The 25,493-nt window shown below is 39.1% G+C and carries 16 protein-coding genes and 1 tRNA gene; 8 read left to right on the forward strand and 9 right to left on the reverse strand.

What is annotated here, in order from left to right:
- Positions 1–62: 62 nt before the first annotated feature.
- Positions 63–2,363, forward strand: a complete 2,301-nt coding sequence (locus QZ135_RS02980; RefSeq protein ID WP_294605804.1) for a BamA/TamA family outer membrane protein — start codon at positions 63–65, stop codon at positions 2,361–2,363.
- Positions 2,364–2,448: 85 nt separating this feature from the next.
- Here QZ135_RS02980 and QZ135_RS02985 read toward each other — a convergent pair whose 3' ends face one another.
- The 3 genes from QZ135_RS02985 to QZ135_RS02995 all read right to left on the reverse strand — a co-directional run bounded on the left by QZ135_RS02985 (position 2,449) and on the right by QZ135_RS02995 (position 4,921).
- Entirely contained in the window at positions 2,449–3,003 is a 555-nt protein-coding gene (locus QZ135_RS02985; protein ID WP_294605805.1) for a DUF3332 domain-containing protein, read from the reverse strand.
- A 142-nt stretch (positions 3,004–3,145) separates the two neighbouring features.
- Positions 3,146–3,580: a DoxX family protein gene (locus tag QZ135_RS02990; protein WP_294605806.1), complete on the reverse strand. Its 435-nt coding sequence runs from the start codon at positions 3,578–3,580 to the stop codon at positions 3,146–3,148.
- A gap of 48 nt (positions 3,581–3,628) precedes the next feature.
- Complete coding sequence (locus QZ135_RS02995) at positions 3,629–4,921, reverse strand: NAD(P)/FAD-dependent oxidoreductase (RefSeq protein ID WP_294605807.1); 1,293 nt, start codon at positions 4,919–4,921, stop codon at positions 3,629–3,631.
- A gap of 219 nt (positions 4,922–5,140) precedes the next feature.
- On the opposite strand from QZ135_RS02995, the gene QZ135_RS03000 reads away from it, so the two are divergent.
- Entirely contained in the window at positions 5,141–6,331 is a 1,191-nt protein-coding gene (locus QZ135_RS03000) for a BamA/TamA family outer membrane protein (RefSeq protein WP_294605808.1), read from the forward strand.
- Positions 6,318–8,039 (forward strand): phosphoethanolamine transferase, encoded by a 1,722-nt coding sequence (locus tag QZ135_RS03005; RefSeq protein ID WP_294605809.1) that lies wholly within the window; start codon positions 6,318–6,320, stop codon positions 8,037–8,039. The genes QZ135_RS03000 and QZ135_RS03005 overlap by 14 nt, the downstream gene beginning before the upstream one ends.
- Here QZ135_RS03005 and QZ135_RS03010 read toward each other — a convergent pair.
- From QZ135_RS03010 to QZ135_RS03025, 4 genes are all read right to left on the reverse strand, one after another.
- Complete coding sequence (locus QZ135_RS03010) at positions 7,995–9,218, reverse strand: MFS transporter (protein WP_294605811.1); 1,224 nt, start codon at positions 9,216–9,218, stop codon at positions 7,995–7,997. The two genes, QZ135_RS03005 and QZ135_RS03010, sit on opposite strands and share 45 nt — an antisense overlap.
- Positions 9,219–9,392: 174 nt before the next feature.
- Positions 9,393–9,465 (reverse strand) — tRNA-Lys (locus tag QZ135_RS03015).
- A 93-nt stretch (positions 9,466–9,558) separates the two neighbouring features.
- The gene (locus tag QZ135_RS03020) at positions 9,559–10,362 is read right to left on the reverse strand and encodes an MBL fold metallo-hydrolase (protein ID WP_294605813.1); all 804 of its coding nucleotides are present in this window, start codon (positions 10,360–10,362) and stop codon (positions 9,559–9,561) included.
- Between the two features lie 74 nt (positions 10,363–10,436).
- Positions 10,437–11,825: a peptide MFS transporter gene (locus QZ135_RS03025; RefSeq protein ID WP_294605816.1), complete on the reverse strand. Its 1,389-nt coding sequence runs from the start codon at positions 11,823–11,825 to the stop codon at positions 10,437–10,439.
- A gap of 162 nt (positions 11,826–11,987) precedes the next feature.
- Between QZ135_RS03025 and QZ135_RS03030 the strand changes: the two genes are divergently transcribed.
- Complete coding sequence (locus QZ135_RS03030) at positions 11,988–12,413, forward strand: BT0820 family HAD-type phosphatase (protein ID WP_294605818.1); 426 nt, start codon at positions 11,988–11,990, stop codon at positions 12,411–12,413.
- 81 nt (positions 12,414–12,494) lie between these two features.
- On the opposite strand, the gene uxaC is transcribed toward QZ135_RS03030, so the two are convergent.
- Complete coding sequence (gene uxaC, locus QZ135_RS03035; protein ID WP_294605820.1) at positions 12,495–13,901, reverse strand: glucuronate isomerase; 1,407 nt, start codon at positions 13,899–13,901, stop codon at positions 12,495–12,497.
- Between the two features lie 236 nt (positions 13,902–14,137).
- Here uxaC and QZ135_RS03040 point away from each other — a divergent pair, with 236 nt between their 5' ends.
- The 4 genes from QZ135_RS03040 (at position 14,138) to QZ135_RS03055 (ending at position 24,382) form a co-directional block, all read left to right on the forward strand.
- Positions 14,138–15,199 (forward strand): substrate-binding domain-containing protein, encoded by a 1,062-nt coding sequence (locus QZ135_RS03040; RefSeq protein ID WP_294605822.1) that lies wholly within the window; start codon positions 14,138–14,140, stop codon positions 15,197–15,199.
- A gap of 37 nt (positions 15,200–15,236) precedes the next feature.
- Positions 15,237–16,676: a tagaturonate reductase gene (locus QZ135_RS03045; protein ID WP_294605823.1), complete on the forward strand. Its 1,440-nt coding sequence runs from the start codon at positions 15,237–15,239 to the stop codon at positions 16,674–16,676.
- Between the two features lie 307 nt (positions 16,677–16,983).
- On the forward strand, positions 16,984–23,613 hold the full coding sequence (locus tag QZ135_RS03050; RefSeq protein ID WP_294605824.1) for a DUF6443 domain-containing protein: 6,630 nt from the start codon (positions 16,984–16,986) through the stop codon (positions 23,611–23,613).
- Positions 23,600–24,382 carry a hypothetical protein gene (locus tag QZ135_RS03055; RefSeq protein ID WP_294605826.1) on the forward strand — a complete coding sequence of 261 codons (783 nt, stop codon included), beginning with the start codon at positions 23,600–23,602 and terminating at the stop codon, positions 24,380–24,382. Before QZ135_RS03050 ends, QZ135_RS03055 begins: the two co-directional genes overlap by 14 nt.
- 325 nt (positions 24,383–24,707) lie before the next feature.
- On the opposite strand, the gene QZ135_RS03060 is transcribed toward QZ135_RS03055, so the two are convergent.
- Complete coding sequence (locus tag QZ135_RS03060) at positions 24,708–25,322, reverse strand: DNA-binding protein (RefSeq protein WP_294605828.1); 615 nt, start codon at positions 25,320–25,322, stop codon at positions 24,708–24,710.
- Positions 25,323–25,493 lie beyond the last annotated feature (171 nt).

The raw sequence follows: 25,493 nt of genomic DNA on the forward strand, positions 1-25,493 counted from the left end.
TCGGGAAAGAAAAAATAGATTTATATTTGTAGTCTATTTATGCGCAATTTACAAAATCTGGTATGAAAAAAGGTTTCCACTACGCAATACTTACTGCTGTCATACTTACATTGGCTTCCTGCTCGACTACCAAATATGTGCCCGATGGCTCATACTTGCTGGATGAAGTGCGCATACATACCGATAGTAAAAATGTGAAGCCCTCTAATTTATCCATTTATGTACGACAAAACCCAAACTCCAAATGGTTTAGTTTAATTAAGACCCAGTTGTATGTTTACAACTGGTCGGGGCGTGACTCTACCCGTTGGGTGAACCGTGCGTTGCGCAGATTGGGAGATGCACCGGTGATATACAGTCAAGAAGATACTGAACGCTCCCGTGAAGAAATGACGAAGGCTGTGCAGAACATGGGATACATGAGTGCCACCGTAGAATACATTCCAAAAGTAAAAAAGAAAAAACTGAAACTGGCCTACAAAGTGACTACCGGTGAACCCTATATAGTTCGTAGCCTTAAATATGATATTGCAGATGAAAAAATATGGGATTATATGCAGAAAGACTCTGCAACTACTTATATTTCTGAAGGTATGTACTTCAATGTCAACATACTGGATAGTGAACGCCAGCGCATTACGAATAATCTGCTGCGGAATGGGTATTATAAATTTAATAAAGACTACATCTCATATACAGCAGATACAGTGCGTGGTACCCACCAGGTAGACTTGACCTTGCATCTGGCACGCTACAAACAACACTCTGATGATGAACCACGGAATCATCCCCAGTACACTATCAGTAAGGTGAACTTCATTACAGACTACAATGTGTTGCAATCATCCGCCTTGAGTAGTGTTGAAATCAATGATTCAATTCATTATAAAGGATTTCCCATTTATTACAAAGACAAATTATATCTACGTCCCAAGGTACTGACTGATAATCTAAGCATAACCCCCGGGGAACTTTATAATGAACAGGAGGTGCAACGCACTTATTCTAATTTCGGACGTTTGCCGGTACTGAAATATACAAATGTCCGCTTCTTTGAGACACAGTCAGGAGACAGCACAAAGTTGAATACCTATGTAATGTTGACGAAGAACAAGCATCAGTCTGTTTCCTTTGAAGTGGAAGGCACCAACTCTGCCGGTGATTTGGGAGCTGCAGCATCAGTTTCTTTCCAGAACCGCAATGTATTCAGAGGGTCTGAAACTTTCCTGGTCAAACTTCGTGGAGCTTACGAGGCTGTTTCCGGCTTAGGTTATGGACACAATAATTATACAGAGCTTGGTGTGGAAAGCAGCATAAACTTTCCCCGCTTCATGTTCCCCTTCCTATCCAATGATTTCAAACGAAAAATACGGGCAACTACTGAATTCGGCGTGCAATATAACTACCAGATACGCCCGGAATTTGCCCGTATCGTCGCATCGGCCTCCTGGAGCTACAAATGGGGATTGCAACGCCAACGCTCACAACATCGTATAGATTTGTTGGATGTCAACTATCTGTATATGCCTTGGATCGGAAAAGAATTCGAGGATAAATATCTGAATAATGAACAGAACTACATTCTGAGGTATAACTATGAAGATCGTTTAATTGTACGCACCGGTTATAGCTACACATATAATAGTGCCGGGCAGGCATTAATGAACAATACAGTTATCGGTAATTCTTATAGTGTACGCTTCAACTTCGAATCCGCCGGAAATCTGCTATATGTGATTTCCAAGATGAGCCATCTGAAGAAAAATGATCAGGATGAATATACGATATTGAATATTCCATATGCACAATATATAAAAGGAGATTTGGATTTTGCCAAGAATATCGTGATCGACAATCGTAACTCGATAGCATTCCACATCGGAGGCGGCATTGCTATTCCTTATGGAAATGCACAGGTTGTTCCTTTTGAAAAACGTTATTTTTCGGGTGGTGCCAACAGTGTGCGCGGATGGTCGGTTCGTAGTCTTGGCCCTGGTTCTTTCCCGGGTGACGGCAATTTCCTGAATCAATCGGGAGATGTCAAGCTGGACGCGAGTATTGAATATCGCACACGGCTGTTTTTGAAATTCAGAGGTGCAATGTTTATAGATGCAGGAAATATCTGGACGCTTCGTGAATATGAAGATCAACCGGGGGGTAAGTTCAGATTTAATACGTTTTATAAGCAGATAGCAGTAGCTTACGGATTAGGATTACGCCTTGATTTGGACTTCTTTGTACTTCGTTTTGATGGAGGTATGAAAGCCGTCAATCCTGAAAAAGGAAAAGACCGTTTCCCAATTATACGCCCTGATTTCGGACGTGACTTCGCTTTTCACTTTGCAGTGGGATACCCATTCTAATAAATTTAAAATTGAGAATTAAAAATTGAGAAATAGGCTGCGCTTTTATGCCGCATGGCTATTTCTCAATTTTTATTTCTCAATTTTAATTCTCTGCAAAGTAAGTGTTGATCATTGTAGCCTGACGAGCAGCAGCTACGCCTTGTGCATCCAATGTCACGTTCATTGCTTCTCCATTTGGCAGATACATTTGTGCAGTACCATCACCGTTCATTTGCAATAATTCAGTACTAACACCTTCTGCAACAACATTCCAAGTGCTTAATTCCTTGTCGTAAACTAACTCCATAGCAGTAGTTTCACCCTCTTTTGTAATAGAGTAACCATTCTCCAATGTCTTTACGAGATAGTTTCCGTTTTCACCTTTCACTTTTTTCACGTCACCCACATTAGCCATAGGATTAGAACCGCTCCAAAATTCAATGGAGTTGATTACCAATGCATCTGCCAAGTAGCAAACAGGGTATACAGGAATAATGTTGCAAGCCAGATAAACAAGCTCATTTACAAACTTCGTACCAATACTCTGGTTCCAATTTACCAACTTGCTGTGCAGTCCGAAAGAACCGATACAAGAACTGAAAAGAAATGCGCCACAAATCATCACGGTTGCAGCCAAATTCAAATTACTCTTTTTCATAATTACTTTCTTTTATATTACTGAGTTTCTTGAGTTTAACTCTTTTGCTCTTTTTCTATCCAGCAAATATAAGTTGTTTTTGTGAAAAATTTGCCTGATTTTACTATAAAAACAAATTTTCAGTTAAAAAGAAGTGGCGGTTTTAAGCCTTTTTGGATGTCAGTACTTTACTCAACCAATGGTCTACAGCAAACTTTCCGGGACCGACAATGTACATCAGTATAAACACGACCAGATATATGAAGGCCAATTCTTTTACAGCAAACGGATCGTTACCGTGAATAACGAAAAAGGCTACCCCCATTGTAAATATCATCGGTAGCATTGCCAAGCGATAAAGGAACCCAATAATAAATGCCATAGAACAAGCCATCTCACCGAATATGGCCAAACCTAATGAAAGAGGACTGCCTATGCCCAGCGGATCAGGGAATGCAGTAGATAGTTCCTGGTAATTTGCCCATTTTTCAATACCGTGGTTCATTAATAAGATACCAAATACAATTCTCACAATCAATAATATAGTAGATGCTGCTGCACCATCCGGCTTCGACGGAAATAAAAATTTATAAAGCATAGTCGTTCATTTTAATTAGTTATATTTTATATAACAAAATATAAGGGGTTATGGTTTATCTCTGCGCAAAGGTTTTATGATTACCCGCAAAGAGGGATCGTATGTAAAGTAGCTCCACATCCAGTCCACGAAAATAAACAGTCGGTTTTTGACTCCAACAATACTCATTAAGTGAATGAATAACCATGCCGCCCATGCAAGAAAACCACCAAAACGTAACTTCTTCAATTCTACAACAGCATGATTACGGCCAATGGTAGCCATAGAACCTTTATTGTGGTATACAAATGGCTGCATTTCAAGTCCGCGCTCTGTTCTATCCAAATTGCTAATGAGGTTATGTGCCTGTTGAATGGCGGGTTGCACCACTTGCGGATGTCCCTTCGGGTATTCCGGAGAAATCATAAGTGCCGTATCACCAATGGCAAAAATATTAGTGTAGCCCCGAACACGATTGTAATTATCCACTTGCAAACGATTGCCGGGACCGTAAGCTTCTTTTGCCAGTCCATCTATACTGTTGGCGCGTACACCTGCAACCCAGAAAACGTTCATTGTTTCCAGTGTATTGCCGTCATTAAATGTTATCACACCATTTTCATAGTTGCTCACTTGTACGCCGGTTCTGATTTCAACATCGCGTTTCAACAGGTAATCCGCAACTTCTTCTGATGATTTCTCGGAGAAAGCGGAGAGAAGGCGGGGAGCACCATCCACTAAAATTATGCGCATGAGGTTTATATCGAGATCAGGATAATCTTGTGGAAGCACAAACTTTTTCATTTCTGCCAATGCACCGGAAAGTTCGATTCCGGTAGCACCACCACCCACAATGACAAACGTCATCAGGCGTTTCCTTTTTTCCAGATTACTGGTATTCTGGGCTTTTTCAAAACTTTCCAATATCTGGTTGCGGTTAAACAGTGCTTCTGCAGTATTTTTAAGAGCCATAGTCTGTTGAGCCAGTCCGTCATTGCCAAAGTAGTTGGTGCGACATCCTGTAGAAACGACCAGATAATCATAGGAAAGAGTTCCGATGGAAGTCTCCAGAGTATTTTCTTCAGGTACAACCCGTTGCGCCTCGCAAATACGTATGTGGAAATGCTTTCTTCTTTTAAATATCTTGCGGAAAGGGAATGAGATGGCACTCGGTTCAATGCCTGCTGTTGCCACTTGGTAAAGTAAAGGTTGGAAAATATGATGATTATTCTTGTCCAGTAATACTATTTGGAATTTATTGTTTTTCAACTTTCGTGCTAACTTCAATCCACCGAAGCCACCACCGACAATAACAAGTCGTTTCCGTCCCTCTTTATCGGGAATATCCATTTTTGTTTTCATAATAAGTCAGTTATTCGTTATGTAAGAATAACATCGCAAGAGAAATAAAGTTCGTTTTTTTTCCGGATAATCAATCTGGTCAGTTTTACTTTTTCTCTAATCACATTTTCTTATTACTGCGTAAAAGGAAATAAGCATGAACAAAATATATATCATTATTGTTGTATTAAAATTGAAATAAAACTAAATTTGCTGACGGAGTTTTCCGAAAGTAAGATTATGGACACTAAACTAATGAAATGGATACTTCCGGTACTGTTGTTAATGGCAGAAACCGATGTATGGGCACAAGCTAGCTCTACAGGAACTGATGTTCCGGTAGCATCTCCTGTTTCCATGACCGATTCGTTACCACTAAAGCGAAGTCTCTTCAGAAAATTCCTGGATTATTTTAACGATGCCAACAAAGAGAAAAAAAATAAAAAGTTTGATTTCAGCATCATTGGCGGACCTCATTATTCCAGTGATACAAAGTTCGGCATCGGGCTGGTAGCTGCCGGATTATATCGTACAGACTACAATGATTCTATTCTTCCGCCATCTAACGTATCTCTGTATGGCGACGTTTCTACGGTGGGCTTCTATCTTTTGGGTGTACGTGGTAATCATCTTTTTCCACAAGATAAATATCGTCTAAATTACAATCTTTACTTCTATTCGTTCCCTAGCCTGTATTGGGGAAAGGGGTACAACAATGGCTCTAATGATGACAATGAAAGTGAATACGACCGCTTTCAGGCACAAGTCAAAGTAGACTTTCTGACAAGGATATCCAGAAACTTGTACATTGGCCCGATGGCAGTCTTCGATTATATTTATGGCCACGATTTTGAGAAACCCGAATTGTGGGAGGGCATGAAGGCTCGGACCACAAATATCAGCCTTGGTTTTTCATTGCTCTATGATTCACGAGACTTCCTTACCAATGCCTATAGCGGCTATTATCTGAGAATAGACCAACGTTTCAGCCCTGCATTTCTGGGAAATAAATATGCTTTCAGTAGCACAGAACTGACTACCAGCTACTATCATCCTGTATGGAAAGGGGGAGTGTTGGCGGGACAATTTCATACATTGCTGAACTACGATAATCCTCCCTGGGGGCTGATGGCTACATTGGGCAGTTCTTATGCAATGCGCGGTTATTACGAAGGACGTTACCGGGACAAATGTGCTATGGATGCCCAGTTAGAGCTTCGTCAGCACGTCTGGAAACGAAACGGTGTAGCAGTATGGATAGGAGCGGGAACCGTATTTCCTAAATTCTCCGAGTTTGAAACTAAACATATCCTTCCCAACTACGGCTTCGGCTATCGCTGGGAATTCAAAAAGAGAGTAAATGTAAGATTAGATTTAGGGTTTGGAAAAGGCCAGACCGGATTTATATTCAATATCAATGAAGCTTTTTAAAAACATAAAACAATGGTTGAGCAATCAGGAGCATCTTTTTTATTTGTTTCTGATTATCCTGATAACACCCAATATCATCCTCTGCTTTACAGAGCCAATGCCTGTGGTGGCAAAAGTATGCAATGTACTGTTACCATTCGCTTTCTACTATCTGTTAATGACCTTATCGAGAAACTGCGGAAAAATGTTCTGGATACTTTTCCTCTTTATCTTCTTCGGGGCTTTTCAAATAGTATTGCTGTATCTCTTTGGACAGTCAATTATCGCCGTAGACATGTTTCTGAACCTTGTAACTACCAATTCGAGTGAAGCTATGGAGCTGTTGGATAATCTGATTCCGGCATTAGTAAGCGTAATTATCCTCTATATTCCTGCCTTGATTCTGGCAGCAATCTCTATTATAAAGAAACGAAAACTTTCTCCGGTATTTATCAGTCGTGAACGAAAAAGAGCACTTGTAGCCTTAATTGTCGGCTTCATATCATTAGGTGCTGCCTATGGACTGGATAAACGCTATGAACTGAAATCTGACTTATATCCGGCTAATGTATGTTATAATGTACTCCTTGCATTTCAACGTAATGCCCAGACACGAACTTACCATCAGACTTCAATGAATTTTACTTTCAAAGCCCAGGCTTCTCATCCGGAAGACAAGAGGGAAATTTACATCATGGTAGTGGGTGAGACATCCCGCGCCATGAACTGGAGTCTTTATGATTACAAACGGGAAACCAATCCTAAGCTTTCCAATATAGAAGGAATTATTGCTTTCTGCCATGTATTGACAGAATCTAATACTACACACAAGAGTGTACCGATGTTGCTTTCTCCGATTTCAGCTACTAATTTCGATTCCATTTATTACCAGAAAAGTATTATAACAGCTTTCAAAGAAGCCGGTTTTCAGACAGCTTTCTTCTCAAATCAACGCTACAACCATTCCTTTATCGATTTTTTCGGGATGGAAGCAGATACTTATGACTTCATCAAGGAAGATTCGGATGATTCCAAATACAATCCGTCTGATGACGAACTTCTAAAGTTGGTAGAGAAAGAACTTGCAAAAAGGAATCAGAAGCAATTCATTGTACTGCATACCTACGGTTCGCACTTCAATTACCGTGAACGCTATCCGGAGAACCATGCTTTTTTCCTGCCGGATTTCCCGGTAGATGCAGAAGTGAAGTACAAAGACAACCTGCTGAATGCTTACGATAACTCCATCCGATATACAGATGATTTTCTGGCACGTATTATAAATTTATTGAAAGAGCAGGAGGTAGATGCTACCATGCTTTACACCTCCGACCATGGAGAAGATATATTTGACGACAACCGACACCTGTTCCTTCATGCATCGCCTGTTCCTTCTTATTATCAGTTGCATGTTCCGTTCCTACTATGGACATCCGCAAGCTATCAGAAAACATACCCTGAAATACAGAGAGCAGCCCTGATGAACCGGCAGAAAAACATATCATCCAGCGCTTCCTTCTTCCAAACTATGATGGAACTGGCCGGAATAAAAACTCCGTACCGGAATGACAGCTTATCCGTCACCAGTCCTCTCTATACTGAGAAATCGAGGGTTTACCTAAATGACCACAACGAGCCACGCCCATTGGATGACATCGGGATGAGAAAGGAGGACTTTGAAATGTTACAAAGAAGAGGGATAGTCTTCTTTCTCCAGATTCCTCACTGAAGGAATACACATCATTAGAATGGCTGTCAGTACAATAGCAAACCCGCAATAGATAAATATATTGCCTATGCCCAAAGCATCTGCAACGAAACTCGTTACAAACAAACCGAAAATGGAAGGGAACAAACTTATGCTATCGAACAACGAAAACACACGCCCCAGATAAATCGGCTTGAATTGCGTTTGCAATAAAGCAGTAAAGGGACCGGAAAGAAACGGAACAATCAGTCCTTGCATTACTGTCAGTATGGCAAAAAGTACATATCCTGTACTGGGCAACATTCCACAAAGCGCCAATGCCAGACCAAGAATCGCATAAGAGAACGCAATCATCAATATCTTCCTTATCTTAGGGTTCCAGATTCCCAGTAAAGCCCCTCCGGCCAACATGCCCGCCCCGAAAAGCGTCTCTATCAAACTAATCTGATAAGCTGTTCCCGAGAAAGTGTGCAACGTCATCAATGGCATCAGAGCAACCACCGGCATCACAAAGAAAGTAATTAATATCTCTGTAACCATTACCCAACTCACCCCTCTGTTCTGCATAATTACCCGGAATCCATCACGCATATCATTCAATACACTCTTTGCAGAAATATTTTCTTTCTTAGGATTCGGAATATACACAAAAAGAAGAGCAGTACAAGCGATGATTGCGCCTGCCACGTCCAGCAACATAACAACACTCATATCAAACGCCAGCAGCAAAACTGCTCCCAACGCCGGACCACCAATATTACAAATAGACTGAATGGCCTGATTAATTCCCGCAATACGGGTCAGTTCCTTTTCCGGTGCCAACAACGGAACGGATGATTTCATTGCAGGCGAGTGAAATGCTCCGCCAATAGAACGAAGCGCCAGCAACACATAGATATGCCATAACTCTATCGTGTCCAGATAAAAGAGTAAGGCAATGATACCGGAGCAAAGTGCAACGAAACTGTCTGCGCCAATCATTGTCCATTTCCGGTTCCAACGGTCAACATATACCCCTGCAAAAGCTCCCAATAAGGCTTGTGGCAACAATGCCGCAATCATGGCGAAGGATAAAACTTCGGCAGAACCCGTTTTGAGACTAATCCACAAGACGATAGAAAATTGAGCTATGGAACTACTTAATATGGAAAATAGTTGTCCGCTCCATATTATGATAAACTTTTTCTTCCAATTATTCATGATAAGATCGAAACTATATATAAAAAACAGATAAATCCTTCCTGTTGTTGCATCGATACAGGAGATTTCAGGTACTATTTGGTCTAGTTATTGCAAAAATATGGCAATTAAAGAAAAAAGGTTCTGAAAACACTTGATTTTCAGAACCTTTTCAGTATTTCCTTAATTCACTTGTACACCCTCAGGGACTCGAACCCTGGACCCATTGATTAAGAGTCAATTGCTCTACCAGCTGAGCTAAGAGTGCATCGTTTTTTTCGTTTGCGGGTGCAAAAGTAGTTCTTTTATTTTATTCATGCAAACAAAATTAAGCCTTTTTTCTCGATGAAAGCGGCTTTTTTTAGTCAAATTCGTATAGTTCGGAAGGAGTACTACGCTTTAAAGCACAGAGTTGCACATCTTTACCTACCAATATCCCCTTACTCTTTAATTTCCATTCCACCGTCTTGTAAGCGAGTTCCGGATGATTATTGTCTTTACTTAAATGGCAAAGCCAGATATATTTCAAGTCTTCCGTAATATTTTCCGCCAGAAATTCTGCAGTCGCGATATTACTCATATGTCCTGTACGACTTGTGATACGATCTTTCAGATATTGTGGATACGTACCCATCCGCAGCATTTCATCATCGTAGTTAGCTTCCAATATCAGGTAATTGGCTTTACGGATAAACCGCGCAGCAGTAGGAGTGATTTCACCAAGGTCAGTGAGGAATGAGAATACCTTACCATCTATTTCAATACAATATCCCACATTGTCCGTACCGTCATGGGGTACTTCAAAAGACTCAATACGGAAATCTTCCAATTGCATGGGTTGTTCTTTCTCCAGATAGTGAACGGAAGAGTGAAGTTTCTCCGTCATACAATAACTCTTATTGATTCCTTCATGAATGCGTGCAGTGGTATAAATAGGAATATGCAATTTCTCCCCCAATCCGCCTACCGATTTAATATGGTCGGCATGATCATGAGTTACAAATACAGCTCGTATCGTCTCCATGCTGATGCCTGCTTCCTTCAATGATTTCTTGATGGTACGTGCTGCAATACCAGCATCAATAAGTATTCCGTATCTTTCAGTGCCTATATAATAGCAGTTACCACTACTTCCGCTAGCAAGGCTTATAAATTTTACTTTCATTCTATTCTCCTTAATTAGAAAAAGCCGCCACTTTTATGGCAAAGTGACGGCAAATATACAAAAAAATGAGATATTCAGACCCCAGCTTCCTTCTTTTTGTCGATGGATGCGGTGATTTTGGCAAATACTAATAAGGCAAGGGCGGATATCAGACCGATAGCAGCGAAATAATACCAGATATAATGTGCATTTACACTGGCAGCCTCCCATGCCTCACGGGTTTCAAAGAGCACAGGATCGGGACAGTATTTTGTCAACAATACTCCGGCAATACCAAAACCGAAAATAGAAGAAAGGAAGGAATGGAGATGACTGAAACCAAGATACATGCCTTCCTCACCCTTAGGCGCTTGCAAGGAGAAGTATTCCAAATAACGCGGTGAGATGAAGCATTCTGCCAAAGCCTGTATCACAATACCGGCTATCATCATCAACGTGATATTGCTCATTCCGGTTATCACATCGTTACCAAGAAGATTGCCGCATGCCATCAGCAGAGCCGAGAACGGAATAAGGAACATACCTATATTCATGGAAGTAATAGCCGAACGTTTTGCCATCAGTCGCGTTACAAAACTTACGCAGCAAACCACTACAAACGGATTCACATTGGCTATCCACCCCGGTTTTGCCGTTTCGCCCGCCATACGGATTACATATTTGGGCATCGTAGCATATAACTGTTGCTGCACCATCCAGAAACCTGTTACAATCAGAATAAGAATCAACAGGCGCCAGTTCGTAATAATACGCATAAAACCTTGCCCGATTTCGCGCATGCTTTTACCTTCGCCTGCCGTGTGGGTAGATTTATAGAGCAGAATAACCGAAAGCAGTGCCATTATCGTCATCGCTGCTGAGAAGTAGTTGATATAAATATAAGCTTGTTCACCGATGACGTTACGCAATGGGTCGATTACGGTCTTTCCGGTGAAAGCACCGATATTTACCATCATATAAAAGATAGAATAACCGCGTGCACGGGTTGCCTCCGTTGTCTCTTTTGCCACCGAAGCCGAAATGATAGATTTAATAAACGAGCCACCCACCATGATAACAAACAGTACGGGAACAATCATCCAGCGGTAGTCACTATTCGGCAACCCAATGAAACGGGTTACTTTGCCGTATTCCACTAAACCTGCAGCTTCAAGCAGGGTAGGGAGAATTCCCAATCCCAAATACCCGACAGACAGCAGCGAAAAAGCAACAATCATCGATTTTCGGAAACCTATTTTATCGGCATAAGCTCCCGTAAAGATGGGCAAAAGGTAAAGACCACCGGAGAATAAACCGGAAATCATACTCGCTTCAAAGTCATTGAAGCCTAAAATTGTAGAAAGATAAATGGTAAGAACAATGAAAACGGCATAATATGCCATACGTTCGAAGAGCTCGACCGTATTGCTTACCCAAAAGGCTTTAGTGAACCCTTTAGATACATTTCTGGGTGATTGAGTCATCCTAATATTATGTTGTTAGTGAAAAATTAAGCGCAAAAATACATTATTATGAAATTATATGCAAATTTGTTTCATATTTACCTATTGTAAAAAGAGAAAGAACACTTTGTTTTTTCAATAAGATTCGTATCTTTGTTCTGTAATTTTTTTCAGCATAAAACTATGACAATAGCAGTTGATTTCGACGGAACTATAGTAGAACATCGCTATCCCCGTATCGGTAAAGAGGTTCCTTTTGCAATAGACACTTTAAAACTGTTGCAACAAGATCAGCACAGGCTCATTTTATGGAGTGTGCGCGAAGGTGAGCTTTTGGAAGAAGCCCTTGTCTGGTGTAGAGAGAGAGGATTGGAATTCTATGCTGTCAATCGTGATTATCCCGAAGAAAAGCAGCAGGACTATGGATTCTCCCGCAAACTAAAAGTAGACCTTTTCATTGATGACCGCAACCTGGGCGGTCTTCCCGATTGGGGCATCATCTACCGGATGATAAACGAACATAAGACATTCCAAGATATCTACGCACAGGAAGAAGATGCTACTGTAAAACAGGGTAAAAAAGAAGAAACAGTGGCTTTGAAGAAATGACATTGTCATTGAGAATGAAAAAAGAGTGAGATAAAAATATAAAGAAATAGCCGGAACAAAATCCTGTTCCGGCTATTATTTTTAGAACTTGAAGAAATTCTTAGCGTTGTAGTAGCTAATATCTTCAATCATCTGGTTCACGCGTTCCATCTCAGAAGCCGGAATTTCACCATTTTCAATGTCACGACCAACAAGGTTACATAACGTACGGCGGAAATATTCATGACGCGGATAGGAGAGGAACGAACGGGAGTCCGTCAACATACCTACGAAACGACTCAACAGACCAAGTACGGAAAGAGCATTCATTTGTTTCTCCATGCCATCCTTTTGGTCGAGGAACCACCAGCCGGAACCAAACTGTATCTTACCTGCAATTGTACCATCCTGGAAGTTACCTAGCATAGTGGCTATAACTTCGTTGGCACACGGATTCAGGTTATACAGGATTGTCTTCGTCAATTTACCTTGAGAATTCAGGCGATCGAGGAATTTAGACATTGCTTTAGCTGTAGTAAATTCGCCGATAGAATCGAAACCGGTGTCAGGACCAAGCAATTTGAGCATCTTGCTGTTATTATTGCGGATAGCACCATAGTGGAACTGTTGTGTCCAGCCTTTTTCCCAATCCATTTCGCCAAACACAATCAACATAGCCGACTTGAACTTCAAAATTTCTTCTTTTGTCAACTCTGTTCCGCCATACACTTTATTAAATATAGCCTTGATTTCAGCATCCGTATAGTCTTCGGCGTAGAACTCTTCAATACCGTGGTCGGACAGTTTACAACCTTGTTCAGCAAAGAAGTCGTGACGCTTGCGCAGGGCAGCCACCATATCATCAAAATTAGAAATAGCAACACCGCTAACTTCAGACAGCTTCTCAACATAAGCGCGGAAATCGGCGGGAACTTCTACAGCCATTGCTTTATCCGGACGCCAGGTAGGCAACATCTTCGTTTCAAAACCGCTTTCACGGGTCTGGATGTGATATTCCAAAGAGTCAATAGGATCATCTGTAGTACAAACAGCTTCTACATGATAACGGCGCATCATGCCACGGGCAGAGTATTCCGGCTTAGCCAATTTCTCGTTACACTCGTCATAAATCTCACGCGCAGTCTTCGGGCTCAGGATTTTGTCGATACCAAATGCCGTTTTCAGTTCCAGGTGTGTCCAGTGATACAACGGGTTACGGAAAGTATAAGGAACTGTTTCCGCCCACTTCTCAAACTTTTCCCAATCGGTGGTGTCCGTACCGGTACAGAAACGTTCGTCCACACCATTAGTGCGCATTGCACGCCATTTGTAGTGATCGCCGCCCAACCAGATTTCAGTCAGTGACTTGAACTGATAGTCGTCTGCTACCATTTTAGGGATTAAGTGACAGTGATAATCGATAATCGGCATCTTGGCCGCATGTTCATGATACAACTTCTGTGCAGTTTCTGTTTGCAACAGGAAGTTTTCATCCATAAATTTTTTCATTCTACTGTGTTTTAAGTATATAAAAATATTACTTTCCAATTATTATACCTATATAGTATTGATTGTAAAGCTAATAGGTGAGATATTGGTTTTTACTTTTATTAACCGTTATCGAACACAAAAGTAGAAAATTTACTTGGAGAAACAAAATAATTCGTATCTTTGCGGCAAATATTTATAATATTTAAGTTTTAGACATCGAACCTTTATCACCTTAAAACAAGGAGAAAGAGAATATGGAAAACAAGAACTACACCATTAAGGATATTGCCCGCATGGCAGGTGTTTCCGCCGGAACAGTGGACCGCGTGCTGCACAATCGGGGAGACGTTTCTGCTTCAAGCCGTGAAAAGGTTCAAAAAGTCTTGGATGAAATAGATTATCACCCTAATATGTTCGCCATCGGTTTGGCGGCCAAAAAGCGCTATTGCATTCTGTGCATTATACCTTATTATATAGAGTACGATTACTGGCATTCCGTTTCGGAAGGTATCAACCGTGCAGCGCAGGAGATGCGGCCGTTCAATGTCAGCATTGAATTTCTGTATTACCATCATGCCGACAGGCTTTCTTATGAAAAGGCGTGTGCAAAAATCCGCAGGGAACCGGTGGATGCGGTACTGATAGCTCCCAATTTCCGTGAAGAAACGATGGCGCTCACTTCCTATCTGGAAGGGAAGGGGATACCCTATGCATTCATCGATTTCAATATAGAGGATACTCACGCGCTTTGCTATATCGGACAAGATTCCAAGGCAAGCGGGTATATCGCCGCTAAAATCCTGATGCGCAAGTATGAGGAAGGGCAGGAGTTGATATTATTCCTTAATAACAAGAAAAATAGTCCGGCAGAAATACAGATGCAACGCCGCATGGATGGTTTCATGAGCTTTATTGCCCAAGAACATAGCAATCTGGTGGTTCATGATGTTGTACTGAACAAGGAAGATGATGCCGCCAACCGCCGGACACTAAAAGAGTTCTTTACAGCACATCCGCAAGCTGTGCTGGGTGCTGTTTTCAATTCACGCGTTTACCAGGTGGCAAACTACTTGCAGGAAACAGACCATCATCTGGCAGGCTTAGTCGGTTATGACCTTCTGCAAAAGAATGTGGAGTATCTAAAATCCGGTGAAGTGAATTACCTCATCGGGCAGCGTCCCGGATTACAGGGATATTGCGGCATAAAAGCGTTATGCGACCATATGGTCTTCAAACGTCCGGTGACCGCCGTGAAATATATGCCTATCGACATCTTGATGAAAGAAAACATCAATTTCTATTTTGAATTTGAATAAACATAATAGTATCAATCATTTAAAACGATTTTTTAAGATGAAAGCATTAAACAAACAAACCGCTCCCAAAGCTCAACGCCCGGAACGCATCATTCAGTTCGGTGAAGGCAATTTCCTGCGTGCATTTATTGACTGGATTATCTACAACATGAATGAAAAAGCTGACTTCAACAGCAGTGTTGTAGTAGTTCAACCCATTGATAAAGGTATGGTGGACATGCTGAATGCACAGGACGACCTTTACCACGTAAACCTGCAAGGTCTGGATAAAGGAGAAACCGTAAACAGCCTGACGTTGATTGATGTAATCAGCCGTGCACTGAACCCTTACTCTCAAAACGAGGAGTTTATGAAGCTGGCCGACCAACCGGAAATGCGTTTTGTCATCTCCAACACAACGGAAGCCGGTATTGCTTTCGACCCCTCCTGCAAACTGACTGACACCCCGGCTTCTTCATATCCGGGCAAACTGACTCAACTCTTGTACCGTCGTTTCAAAACTTTCAACGGTGATAAAAGCAAAGGTCTGATTATCTTCCCTTGCGAACTTATCTTCCTGAACGGCCATAAACTGAAAGAAACCATCTACCAATATATTGAATTATGGCAATTAGGCGATGAATTCAAGACTTGGTTTGAAGAAGCTTGCGGCGTATATGCCACGCTTGTTGACCGTATCGTTCCGGGATTCCCGCGCAAAGATATCGCAGCTATCAAAGAAAAATTGCAATATGATGATAACATGGTAGTACAGGCTGAAATCTTCCATCTTTGGGTTATCGAAGCTCCTCAGGAAATTGCCAAAGAATTCCCTGCTGACAAGGCTGGTTTGAATGTATTGTTCGTTCCTTCTGAAGCACCTTATCACGAAAGAAAGGTTACTTTGCTGAATGGCCCGCACACTGTTCTTTCTCCGGTTGCTTATCTGTCTGGCGTAAATATCGTACGCGATGCTTGTCAGCATCCGGTTATCGGCCAGTATATCCATAAGGTAATGTTTGATGAGTTGATGGAGACTCTGAACTTGCCGAAAGATGAGCTGAAGAAATTTGCAGAAGATGTATTGGAACGTTTCAACAATCCGTTCGTTGACCATGCCGTAACCAGCATCATGCTGAACTCTTTCCCGAAATATGAAACCCGCGATCTGCCCGGTTTGAAGACTTACCTGCAACGCAAGGGTGAACTGCCGAAGGGATTAGTTCTCGGTCTGGCTGCCATCATTACTTATTATAAAGGTGGTATTCGCGAAGATGGCGCTGAAATCGTTCCAAACGATGCTCCTGAAATCATGCAGTTATTGAAAGATTTGTGGGCAACAAACGATACTCAAAAAGTAGCCGAAGGCGTACTTGCCGCAACTTCTATCTGGGGTGAAGATTTAAATAATATTCCGGGACTTACCGCTGCTGTAAAAGCTGATCTGGATTCTATTCAGGAAAAAGGAATGCTGGAAACAGTGAAGGGTATCCTTTAATTAATCTACAAGTATCGTAAAGAAGGGTGGAGCAGTGGCTTCACCCTTCTTTTTTTATGTTAAGAAGCATAACTATGTATTTCTTGTTCCGAAAAATTCTTTTTATCATTCTCTTTTGGTATATTTAAAGCGTTAATTCTTAAAATCAAACTGCTATGGGGAAGACACTATGTACTGTTCTCGGGGTGGTCTTATTCTCTCATTCAACCCAATAAAGGTAGTAACCAACAAGTCTGGAATTTCACAGATATTAAGCTCCAGGATGCGAATTATGAATTAAAGTATGATATCATTAAAGACAATAATTATGAAAAAACATATTTTGATTATAATATATTTAGTAACAAATATATTTAGTATGCATTGTAGCCCGTTATCCAATGATACAATAGAATTGTTACGATTTTCTGCAGATAGCATAAATTCTTTGATTAGAAAACAGCAAAATGAAAGATATGAAACGAAATTCATGCAACGAAGTAATACAGACATGAACAATAACCTCTTAAATGTATCGGATTATACGCCACCAACACCTGAAGCTGCCGGTATGAATTTATATGGAAATATTCCTGTTAATGAATATACAGGCACTCCTGATATCTCTATTCCCCTATATACACTAAAAAGTGGTCAAATAGAATTACCCATTACTCTATCATATCATGCAAGTGGTATAAAAGTTGCACAAGAAGCAACATGGGTGGGATTAGGATGGAATTTGCTTGCAGGAGGATGTGTTACCTTGAACGCTATTGGTAATGTAGATGCATGTTCCGCAAATTATCCATCATGGGAGGAATGGGAGAAAATTAAATATCAATGGAAGGTTATTGGTGGAGATACAGCCAATATTCGCACAGGTATTGAAGATCAATTTCACAAATGGGGATGTTTATGCTATGATCAATACACAAGTACAACTACCGATGATGTATTAAATCAAGGGTTATTCGGACAAGGGGAAAGAGATGTTTTCGAAGTTTCTCTTCCTAACGGGAGTTCATTCAAATACATATTACATCCTAAAAATCAAACTCCTATCATTATCGGGCCACGTCATAATTACAAAATAATACACTCTACGGGAGATATAGTGGTAACTGATGATTCTGGAATTCAATATACTTTCACAGTCTATACTTTCAATGGCAAGTATGCACCATTGACATATTTGTTAACTACAATCAAAGACACGAGAGGTAATGTTATATCACTTTCTTATGTTGATGCGACCTGTTACTCTATTCCTGTTATCTCTGAATATTACACAATTGGCTATCCTCTTTATAATGATTTTACTAAACGGAACTTCAATTCAACAACTAATAAAGCTCCTTATCTATCGAAAATAGAATCTAATACTGAAGAGATAAAATTTACATTAAGCAACAGAGAAGATCTTTCTCCTGGAACAATAGGGAGACTAGTTTCCATCGAAATAAAGAATAAGTTAAACAATGAAATTATATACTCATATAATTTTGACTATAGTTATTTCATGTGTGCTACGAATGCAATTGGAGGTAATGCATTAAGTAGTGAAGATTGTATAGGAGCAGCAGGATATGTTTCTCAAAATCCAGAAGTAACTTTACGTAAACGTCTCAAACTACTTTCTCTTTCAAAACAAAATAACAACATGCAAGGAGAAACATATTCATTCATTTATAATGAAGAACAACCATTACCATATAAGACATCCTTCGCTGTGGATTATTGGGGATTTTACAATGGTGCAGAAAATATATCTTCACTTACCGGCTATCGCCACACACTTATACCTTCTATTGAAGGATTAGGAATTAACCAAGACGCACTTATAATTCAGGGACAGGAGCTACCAGCACAAACAGCTGTCAGGAATGCGAGTCATAAATATATAACGGCTAATATGCTAAAGAAAATAACATACCCGACGGGAGGTAGTATAGAATTCGAATTTGAACCTCATACTTTTACTAATGCCAAAGTCATTTCAAAAGAGGATTTAGAAAAGTATGCTCCTAAATTGGCATATTTAAATACGGTGAATAACAATAATGCAGAGTTTTCCACTCCATTTGTAACTTTCAATATTCCATTTGCACAAACTGTAACCATAAATGTAACAGTTCGTTTTGATGATTATTCAGCGAGTCAAGTCGAAGGTTCAGGAACAATTATCAGGCAGGTTGGTTCTACTGGAGGAGGAATTATAAAATCATATAAAGTAACATCACAAAATGCAACTGATGAACACTCATATCATGTTGTTGAATCATTTACCTTGGAAGCCGGAGATTATGTACTGTCATCCACTTTAGCGTCAATAGTCCCCAATCAAGGTTACACCGCCCGTAATGTTAGTGCTGCAACATTAACTTACAAATCACAAATATTCAATGTAGATATAGATACTTTGGAACATATTGGTGCCGGAGTGAGAATAAAAACTATTACCCAAAGGAATAACACAGGAGAAATCTTAGAGAGGACCAAATATCTTTACGAATTGGATAATCATAAAAGTTCCGGTCTGTTGATGATTCCTATTAACTTTGTGACTGATCACAATATTCGTCATGGTCTGGATAATTGCCCTATACATAGTATGGTAGATCATCAATTTCGTAGATATGATGCACAAACATTATCTCCTCCAGCTTCTGCTTCCAATGGAAATCCAGTCGGTTATAGTCGTGTGATTAAACAAAAGGAAATAATCAATATAGGAAAAGAAGTATTTGTCTTTGCTAATGAAAGTTGTGAAGTTATTGATGCTACACTTTGCTATTTTCCAGAGAACTATAGTGGACGCTTAATCAGGAAAAGTATATATGATGCAAATAATAAACTCGTAAAAGAAGAAAATAATAAATATTCCATTGTCAATAAGGTTAAAGAATTAGTCAATATAAAAGTCATAGACAATTATGTTGGCCCTGTAAATCATTGCCTTTCACTTGAAGGACATCCTTTTTGTAATCCATACATATATAATGGACGTTTTTTTATAACTTTATATCCATACATTGCTTATGACATCCAGTTAACTCAACAAACAGAAACTGAGTACCTCAATTCAGTACCAATAAGCAAAGAGAAACTTTATACATATAACCAACGCAATCAAATATCAACCTGTAAAACAAGTACCAGTCGTTCTGACTACATTCAGGAGACATATAAATATGCTGCCGATTCTTCTTTCTATAAAGATCACTTGGACTATAATGTACTTACTGCAGTAATGAGATATAAACGTACATCAGGCAGTTCAACTGCCATTTTAGAAAATAAGTATGGAAATGTATTTACTAAATTTACATTGCTTTCAAGTACGGAGTCAAGCAATGTATCGCCCAAAAGACGTACTGTTTCATATAAATATGATAGTAAATGGAATCCTGTCGAAGTAACCTATCAAGACAGTTCGTCGGTTGTTTATTTATGGGGATATAAATATTCCCGGATTATTGCAAAAATTACTAATATTACATATGCCAAAGTACTGTCCCGACTGGGAGAAAGTTCATTGAATACTCTATGCAACTCCAATATCCCCAATAGTACTTCAGTGTATAATTTGCAAAATATATTTCCTGATTGTGAAGTTACCACATGGCTTTATAATCCATCATACGGAGTTAGTGAAGTGAGGTCACCCAATGGATTAAAAACATTTTATGAGTATGATGCTGTAGGCAGAGTTTCTGAGATATTAGATTTAAACAGAAAAACAATCATGTCATTTCAATATCAGTTATCCCATAATGGAACATCACAAAATTTCTTCAAAACTCGTACTATGATGAATGAGGAAGGGAATAAATATATGGAAGTATATAGTTATTATGATGGTTTAGGCCGCCCATACCAGACAGTGGAATGTAAAATAACTCCATTCCAAAATTTAATCACTTTACAAGAATATGATGCTGCAAATAGGAAAACATATACATGGTTACCCGTTGAGTCTGCTACCAGTACATATATGCCATCTGCTTCTGTTAAAGCTCAAGCTGTAGCTGATTATGGAGATACACATCCTTATACAAAGACAGAATACGAAGCTTCTCCTTTGAATAAAATAGTCAATCAATACGGAGTAGGGGAAGATTGGAATAATCACCCTGTACACATTGAATATATGACAAACACCACTTCTTCTCCATTGAACTGTCTTAATTACATGGTTAATGACAACGGAGCTTTAGTGTCCAGCAATCAGTATTACGCCGCAGGACAGTTATATGTAACCAAAAGTACTGATGAAGATAATAACGTCGGGTATACCTTTACTGATAAGTCGGGACACACTATATTGACACGACAAATCTCAGGAGGTCAAAATCTTGATACCTATTATGTGTATGATGGACTCGACAATTTACGATACGTCCTTCAACCGATGTATCAGACAAATACCAATCTGAATATGTATGCTTTCCAATATAAATATATGGGAAGACAATTGTGCATAGAGAAAAAGATGCCGGGAGCAGAAGCTATTAAATATGTATATGATAAATTAGACAGACTTATATTCTCGCAAGATGGCAATCAACGATTACAAAACGAATGGACTTTCTATTTGTATGATAGATTGAATCGTCTTACAATACAAGGCATTTGTATGGAGATAGACCGGCTAAATTTAATTCCCGATGTAGTAGTAACTTGCTACAGAGAAAATAGCAATACAGGTTTAGGGGGAAGTGGATATTATTCTACATTTATACCGGTTGACAAGGTCAAAGAAATACATATTGTAAATTATTACGACGATTATAAGTTTTGTTCATTAACAGGATTTTCCGGTGTACCACATTTCTCAATGGGCAGCAATGCCAAAGGCTATCTAACCGGTAATGTCGTTACCATTTTGGAAGATGGTAAGAAACTATATTCCGCTAATTATTACGATGTTAAAGGCAGAATTACAAAAAAGGTCTCAAGCAATCATATGAATGAATATGAAGTGGATAACATTACTTATTCTTTTACTGATAAACCATTAACAATAAGTCATACCCATACAGCAATAAATACAACAGAATTATATACTTATGTTTATGATCATGCAGAACGCCTGCAAGAAGTAAGACACAAGTTAAATGGGAATAGTGAAGTAAAGCTTGTTATCAATACCTATGATAAGTTAGGGAGATTAAAAACAAAAACGCATCATGGCACTTCAGGACATAAGCTGACTTATGAATATAATATACGTAATTGGTTGACCCAAATCAGCGGAACACTTTTCGAACAAAATCTTTATTATAACACAGGAAATGGAAGTCAATGTTATAATGGCAATATTGGAAGTATGACTTGGAAGAGTGGGGAAGACGGTATACGTGGTTATAAGTTTACTTATGATAATATGAGTCGCATGAGAAATGCTATTTATGGCGAAGGAACAAGTATCACTCCTTCTACAGGAAAAAACTTCTCAGAGAATGTGATCGGTTATGATTATAATGGAAATATTACCGGTCTACAAAGATATGGTAAGATGAGTGGAAGTACTTATGGAAAGATTGATGATTTAACCTTAACGTATGTGGGCAATCAACTTAATAATGTGACCGATGCCGCAACAGATCCTCTTTATAATGGTGCATTTAACTTCGTTGATGGCAATAAAACTTCTATTCAGGAGTACAAATATGATGCTAATGGTAATTTAGAACAAGATTATAATAAGAAAATAGCTAATATTCAATATAATAGTTTAAATTTGCCAAGTACACTACAATTTGCAAATGGTAATAGCACGGATTACTTATATGGTGCTGATGGTATGAAACGACGAGTAACTCATAAAACAGCAATTGCCAATATTTCCGTACCAATGGGACAGATAAAGGAATTGGCAAATAGTCAGATTTCTCAGACTAATACTACTGACTATTGTAATAATGTGATCTATGAAAATGGAGTTCTAAGCATGATTCTCACTGAAGAAGGTTATGTGACGTTAAATGGAGATACTCCTATTTATCATTATTACCTGAAAGATCATCAAGGCAATAATCGCATAGTCATGAACCAAAATGGGACAACGGTTGAACAAGTTAATCACTATTATCCGTTTGGTGGCTTGTTTGGCGAGGGAATAGCTACTAGTAACCAGAATTACAAGTATAATGGGAAAGAGTTGGATCGTATGCATGGATTAGATTGGTATGATTATGAAGCGAGGCATTATGATATGGCATTAGGAAGATTTACGACGATAGATCCATTAACAGAAAAATATTATTGGATTAGTTCTTATACATATTGCCTGAATAACCCTGCAAATCTCATTGACCCGGATGGTAGGGACTGGTATCGTATTAAAGATGAGAATAATGAATGGACATACCAGTGGAGTACGGAAATTCATTCACAAAAAGAATTGGATAAGACTATAAAAGGAGCAGAATATTTAGGACTAACATATAAGTCTGATAATACATATTATAGTTTATTTGGTCAAACAGAAGATGCAAACACAAAGGAGGGTAAAGCTATGAGCAAATTGGACGCTGCGATAATTAACTATGTTGATTTTCTAAAAGAGAGTGTAATTGATCCTGAAATAAAACAAAGACAAACAGATTTTGACATTGGGGCATACGCAAGAACATCCGCTCTTGGTTTAACAGAAGATACCTATTTTAGTTTTGAATATGGAGCACAGGGAAATACTGGTATAGCCTATTATTATATGATAGGTAGAGGGCAACAAAATAAGGGAATTTTTGAAAGCTGGACAACAACAAATAGCTTCATTTATAATTCAAACAGGGGAACTGGTAGTATGAAATCTGGATATAATTTAAGATTTCCGAGAAGTGGTGGATCAAGCAACAACTGGAGTGCACGAGTCGTCTTTACTACTAAAGAAGCAAAAAATAACACCTATTCTATATTCAAAAAACTATTTTTTTATGAAAACAAATAATTTTTTTTGTATATACATTGTATTATGTCCATTCTTTATTTTTTTCACCAACGAGATAGATAAAGAATTATCATCCCCCTTTTACTCTAAAGATGGAAAATTTGAAATTGACAATAAAGATACAATCTCTGCGCGCTTCCCCTTTTTAGCAGACATATTAGACTTCTATTATGTCTATTACTTGGCAATGCCTGATAACCTTGATGAATTGGAGGAGTTTATTGATAGTATGCATGTTGCATATCCAGAAGAATTATATTATTATGACATACTAAAAAAACAAACTCTTGTAACTCTGAAAGAAAATAAAGTACATCTATTTTTTAGAGAAAATGAGTGTGAATTTCAACTGTGGATGCAAGAAAAGGATAGTACTATATTATTGTATAATGTGGGTAAGAAATGTTGTGATTTGGATTGTTTCCCACATCCGGAGGAGAAATTTGCAATAACAAATCAGTTAGTTAATTCTACACCAAAAGCATTTAATGCAAAAAATAAAATTATTATAATGAAAACACAGCTCTCTAATGTTCTTCTAAATGAGATAATGACCATTTCTCAGAAATATAAGATGGATAAAGATAAAGCTATTTTAATTGGCTATATAAGGAATGATGGGCTCTTTAATTATTGCAATAAAGAAAGAATCGATAACAATGAACCTTATTTCAAAGAAATAGAAATCATGTTGAAGCAATTCTGTGATGAGAATGGTATATATAGATTGGTATTTTATACATACTGCCCTCATAGCAGCGTTCTTTAGAATCTTTTCCCGCTAGTATGTGATTATGTATGAAGTAACATCAAATGACATAGGTTCTTATTTATCAGATAACATCAACTGATAGTCCCTTTGTGGAATGGAGTCTCGAAAGACCAGAAAGAGTGATAAAGTGCAAGGCTAACAATAAGATATTGCAATCTGCTCATACTAAACTAAAATAAAAGTTTTCATCAATATTGCCTACATCCTACACCAATTAGCATTTTCCTCTGAATATCAGCTATATATCGGGGAGGAAAGAGGTGTAGGTAGGTGTAGGGAAAAAGTTGCCTACACCTGAAATATACCCTGAAACGCCCTCCGATTATTTCGTAACCTCCTTATTATCAGCACGTACATATACTTTATGCGAACCTTGCCCTATCACATTCAGATATCCCTTTTCTACGAGCAAATTGAGGTCATTTAGCGCTTTATTCTTCAGAAGTCCCGTAATTCCGCTGTAATCATGGCGGGTAATGAAAGGATGTGTCTCCAGAAAAGCCAGTAAACGACGATAACGTTCCGCACCAGTAAGCTCAGCGCTTTTCCGAAAACCATATTTGGCACGTTCCACATAACCCGCACAGCGTTTGCGAAAGTCGGGAGATACACGCAAATGTACTTTTCCAAAGAAAATAGTCTGCGAATGAATTTCTTTAGGATCCATCACCGGACGGGCTTGCAGGCCTGCCGAAAAATATCCGATATCACCCAATTGCACATGGTGCCCTTCGGATAGATAATAAGAGATGCGATCCTCAATCAAAGCCATTACGCCCGTCACATCACCGGGTGTAAAACTGGACATACCGGCTATATCCTGAACCAGACGTTCCATCTTAATCGTACCCTTATTTACAATACGCGGATACAAAGGTTGTAATTCGTCATCTCCTTTCGGATTGGGACGCCTTTGAAAATCATATTCTGCTGCCATAATGCTATGTTATTAAGTTATTAATCATCATTTGCCCTATTCCTTTTCCTCATTTGCTTCAAGGAAAATGCCATTAAGCTATAGACAAAACTTCGTTTTCCAACCGGGGGCTGTCCATCCTGCAATCGCAGGCTGCACAGCCCCCGGTTGAAAACCGTCCGGCACACAACT

Source organism: uncultured Bacteroides sp., assembly GCF_905207245.1.
Lineage (GTDB): Bacteria > Bacteroidota > Bacteroidia > Bacteroidales > Bacteroidaceae > Bacteroides.

Excerpts from the sequence above, each read along its gene's own strand:
- QZ135_RS03025 (WP_294605816.1), bottom strand. The coding sequence starts at position 11,825 with ATGACTCAATCACCCAGAAATGTATCTAAAGGGTTCACTAAAGCCTTT.
- QZ135_RS02995 (WP_294605807.1), bottom strand. The coding sequence starts at position 4,921 with ATGAAAACAAAAATGGATATTCCCGATAAAGAGGGACGGAAACGACTT.
- QZ135_RS03010 (WP_294605811.1), bottom strand. The coding sequence starts at position 9,218 with ATGAATAATTGGAAGAAAAAGTTTATCATAATATGGAGCGGACAACTA.
- QZ135_RS02985 (WP_294605805.1), bottom strand. The coding sequence starts at position 3,003 with ATGAAAAAGAGTAATTTGAATTTGGCTGCAACCGTGATGATTTGTGGC.
- QZ135_RS03050 (WP_294605824.1), top strand. The coding sequence starts at position 16,984 with ATGAAAAAACATATTTTGATTATAATATATTTAGTAACAAATATATTT.
- QZ135_RS03030 (WP_294605818.1), top strand. The coding sequence starts at position 11,988 with ATGACAATAGCAGTTGATTTCGACGGAACTATAGTAGAACATCGCTAT.
- QZ135_RS03045 (WP_294605823.1), top strand. The coding sequence starts at position 15,237 with ATGAAAGCATTAAACAAACAAACCGCTCCCAAAGCTCAACGCCCGGAA.
- QZ135_RS03020 (WP_294605813.1), bottom strand. The coding sequence starts at position 10,362 with ATGAAAGTAAAATTTATAAGCCTTGCTAGCGGAAGTAGTGGTAACTGC.
- QZ135_RS02980 (WP_294605804.1), top strand. The coding sequence starts at position 63 with ATGAAAAAAGGTTTCCACTACGCAATACTTACTGCTGTCATACTTACA.
- QZ135_RS03005 (WP_294605809.1), top strand. The coding sequence starts at position 6,318 with ATGAAGCTTTTTAAAAACATAAAACAATGGTTGAGCAATCAGGAGCAT.
- QZ135_RS03055 (WP_294605826.1), top strand. The coding sequence starts at position 23,600 with ATGAAAACAAATAATTTTTTTTGTATATACATTGTATTATGTCCATTC.
- uxaC (WP_294605820.1), bottom strand. The coding sequence starts at position 13,901 with ATGAAAAAATTTATGGATGAAAACTTCCTGTTGCAAACAGAAACTGCA.
- QZ135_RS03000 (WP_294605808.1), top strand. The coding sequence starts at position 5,141 with ATGGACACTAAACTAATGAAATGGATACTTCCGGTACTGTTGTTAATG.
- QZ135_RS03040 (WP_294605822.1), top strand. The coding sequence starts at position 14,138 with ATGGAAAACAAGAACTACACCATTAAGGATATTGCCCGCATGGCAGGT.
- QZ135_RS02990 (WP_294605806.1), bottom strand. The coding sequence starts at position 3,580 with ATGCTTTATAAATTTTTATTTCCGTCGAAGCCGGATGGTGCAGCAGCA.
- QZ135_RS03060 (WP_294605828.1), bottom strand. The coding sequence starts at position 25,322 with ATGGCAGCAGAATATGATTTTCAAAGGCGTCCCAATCCGAAAGGAGAT.